2 protein-coding genes are annotated in these 3,498 nt (G+C 59.5%); both read right to left on the reverse strand.

Annotation, left to right across the window (positions count from 1 at the left end):
- The coding region (locus EOA79_RS30750; protein WP_128293605.1) for a PHP domain-containing protein at positions 1-1,442 on the reverse strand (1,442 nt) is incomplete at its 3' end.
- Positions 1,443-1,537: 95 nt separating this feature from the next.
- The gene (ligD, locus tag EOA79_RS30755) at positions 1,538-3,373 is read right to left on the reverse strand and encodes a DNA ligase D (protein ID WP_127241991.1); all 1,836 of its coding nucleotides are present in this window, start codon (positions 3,371-3,373) and stop codon (positions 1,538-1,540) included.
- Positions 3,374-3,498 lie beyond the last annotated feature (125 nt).

Below are 3,498 nucleotides of genomic sequence, written 5' to 3' on the forward strand. Positions count from 1 at the left end.
GGATGCGCGTTGATTTCGACAGCGACACCATATCTCGCGCACGTTCTGAGGACCTTGTCGATGTCGAGATCATAGCCGGGGCGCCGCAACAACTGGCGACCGGTCATGTGTCCGATGATTGTCGTGAAGGGGTTCGCGATTGCCTCAATGATACGGTCCGTCTGCTCTTTCTTCGGCAACTTGAAGCGGCTGTGCACGCTCGCGACGACGAAATCGAACTGCTCCAAAACGTGGTCCGGATAGTCAAGCGAACCGTCGGCCAGGATGTCTGCCTCGATGCCCTTGAGGATACGGAATTTTCCACCATACCTCTTGTTCAGCCGATCCGCTTCGCGGTGCTGCTCAGCAATCTCCTGCAATGTGAGGCCGCCCGCGTAGTGCGCAGACTGCGAGTGGTCGGCGACACCAAAGTACTCGAACCCGCGCTTACGGGTCGCTTCAGCCATTGCCTCAAGCGTCTCGGTGCCATCAGATGCGGTCGTGTGAGAATGCAGGATGCCATTGAGATCTTCATCCCGGACGAGGGTAGGGAGTTGCCGCCTCGCTGCCCGCTCGATCTCGTCCCTGCCTTCGCGCAGTTCAGGTTCGATGAACTGCAGGTCCAACGCTGCGTAGATTTCCTCCTCTGTCACTGATGCGATCAGCTTTCTGGCGCGGTAGAGCCCATCGGGTTTGAGCGCGAACCCTCTCTCGGCCGCAAACATCCTCAATTGCTGTAGATGGGCCGCGGAACCGGTTGCTTCGAGGAAGCTTGCGCCAAAGTGCTTCTTGTCCGTTAGGACAAGCCTGAGGGTGGACTGCTCGATTTCGGTCCGCTTCTTCCCCTGCGCGACCAGCGCGAGGTCGGCAACAAGTTCGCAACCACGTCGGAAATCACCGGCGATTTCCACGCGCGAAAACTCGGGATGCTCTTGCTTCACGGAAATGATCGCGTGCTCTAGGAGGGCGGCGGCCTTGTGCAGGTGAAGCTGTGTTTCGCCGCCTCGAGCGATAGCCAGGTTCTGCAGGATTTTAGTCTGAAGCGACGCGCCGAGGCCTTTGACTGGCCGGATGCGACCTGCCTTTGCCGCCGCTTCGAGCTCAGCCAACGAGTTCACGCCGAGCGCCTGATGAAGCTTCATTATCTTGTCGGGCCGGAGCCCGGGTATGGCAAACAGCTCCATTACACCCGCCGGCACCTCCTCGCGCAGCTTCTCAAGGCGTGGGTGCGTGCCCGATTCATAGAGCTTGCGGATAATGTCTGCGATAGCGTCACCGATCCCCGGGATCCTGGTGAGGGCGCCCGCGGCGATGATCCGGTCAAGCGGCTGCGACAACGCAGCCAGACTATCGGCCGCGCGCAAGTAAGCCTTGGTGCGATAGGGATTGTCCCCGCGCAGCGATAAGCGATGTGCGTATTCCCTTAGCAGGCTGGCTACTGTCCTCGGATCGGTTTTTGCCATTGTCGATGCAAACGGGGCCGATCTCCGCAGGTTCCAATCAGGCAAAGACTGCGAAACGCTGATCCATGGTTGCTGCCTTTTTCGCGGAGTGGGCGCTACAGATTAGGCAAGGACTGGTCGGCGCGACCCCACCCCGCCAATGATTTGTAGGCTGCGCGTTTCTTCAATTCAGGAGCATCGCCGACGTGGAAATGAGAGGGCGCATCAATCGTCTTCATCTCCGCCCAGGTGATCGGCGCCGCGACGGGCGCGCCCGGTCGAGACCTTGCGCTGTAGGGCATGATCGCGGTCGCCCCACGCTGGTTGCGCAAATAGTCCACAAAGATGCGACCCTTCCGGCGCGCCTTTGACAGCGCGGCCGTAAAGTGGGCGGGATCGCTCTGCGCGACCGCTTGAGCGAGACGAAATGCGAAGTCTTTCACTTGCGGCCATTCGGCCTGAGGGGTGAGCGGGGCGACCACATGCACCCCTTTGCCTCCTGTAAGCATCGGGAAGGTCGTAAGTCCCAGCGATTTCAAAATATCACGAAACTGGAATGCAGCGGCGCGGACAGCTTCGAAATCAAGACCCTCATCGGGGTCGAGGTCGAACACGAGGCGGTCGGGCTTTTCGACATCCTCGATCCGAGCTCCCCACCCATGCAGCTCGATCGTTCCCATCTGGACGCAAGTCATCAGCCCAGCGGCATCGTCGACATAAAGGTATGGCTCCTCGTGGCCGTCTTTTTCGGTGATACCCACTTGGTGGACTTTGTTGCCAAAGCTCCCGGCATCATGCTTCTGGAAAAAGCACTTCTTGGCCCGCCCCTGCGGACACCTAACAAGACTGATCGGCCGACTGCCGACCCAGGGAAGCATGATCTCCGCGACGGCCGCGTAGTGGTCGGCGAGCTGGCCCTTGGTGATATTGGACTCCGGATAGATCACGCGGTCACGGTTGCTGATGGCAATGTTGTTCGCCGGCGATGTGGTCAGCTTGGCCGTGCGACGTTCCGTCTCCAGCACGACCGCCTCCGGCTTCTTGTCTTCGCGTAGACCGAGGTAGCTGGGATGTCTCAGCGTTCCTTCCTTGGTCATCTCGGTGAAGGCAATCTCGGCGACCAGCTTGGGGTAAAGCCAATGTGCTCCGCGAACTTCTGCTCGCGGCGCCTCGACGGTCGCGGCCTTCTGCTCGAGCGGTGCCATGATCTTCATGAGACGGAAGAGTTCAGCTGTATCGAAGCCGGTGCCGACTTTCCCGGCATAACGCAGCTTGCCGCCGTCATGCACCCCCAGAATCAATGACCGGAAGGCGCGGACCTTGTCGGACGGCGTCCAGCCGACAATTACGAATTCCTGCCGCTTGATGCACTTGATCTTGAGCCAGCTTCCGCTGCGGGCTGCCACATAGTGCGAATCGGCGAGCTTCGAAACAACTCCCTCGAGACCGGCTGCGCAAAAGCGTTCGAGCAGCTCTTCTCCGCGACCGAGGATATGATCGGAATAGCGAAGGATCGCGTTCTTCGCGGGCAAAATTGCCTGGAGCTTCTCCTTGCGTTCAAGGAGCGGGCGCCTCGTGAGATCTTCGCCATCGAGCTCAAGGAGATCGAAGGCATAAAAATCGATAGTGGCTGGCGCACCCTTTAATGCGTTCTGAAGCGCCTGGAAGTTTGATCTTCCGTTCGCATCGACAACGACGGCTTCGCCGTCGATCAGAGCGGACCGGACCTTGAGCTTGCGGGCTTCCGAAAGAACCGAAGGAAAACGCTGAGACCAGTCCAGACCAGAGCGCGTGTAGGCACGCGCTTCCCCACTGCCGACACCAACGAGAATGCGGTAGCCATCGTATTTCATTTCGTGGATCCAGCGGTCCCCGGCGGGGACGGTGTCTACGAGCGTTGCGAGCTGGACGGGCCGAAAAGTGGGCAGCGCTGAATTGGTTTGGTCACGCATAGGCGACTTCGCTTGAGGAGCGCTCCACCCAGGGATTGCCTTACGCGACGTTGGCTTGACCACTCTCACGCACCCCAAACCCGAGACGAAATGGCTTAATCGCGTCCAACGCGCGATTGCTTCTT

The sequence above is a fragment of the Mesorhizobium sp. M1A.F.Ca.IN.020.03.2.1 genome (genome assembly GCF_004023205.1).
GTDB lineage: Bacteria > Pseudomonadota > Alphaproteobacteria > Rhizobiales > Rhizobiaceae > Mesorhizobium.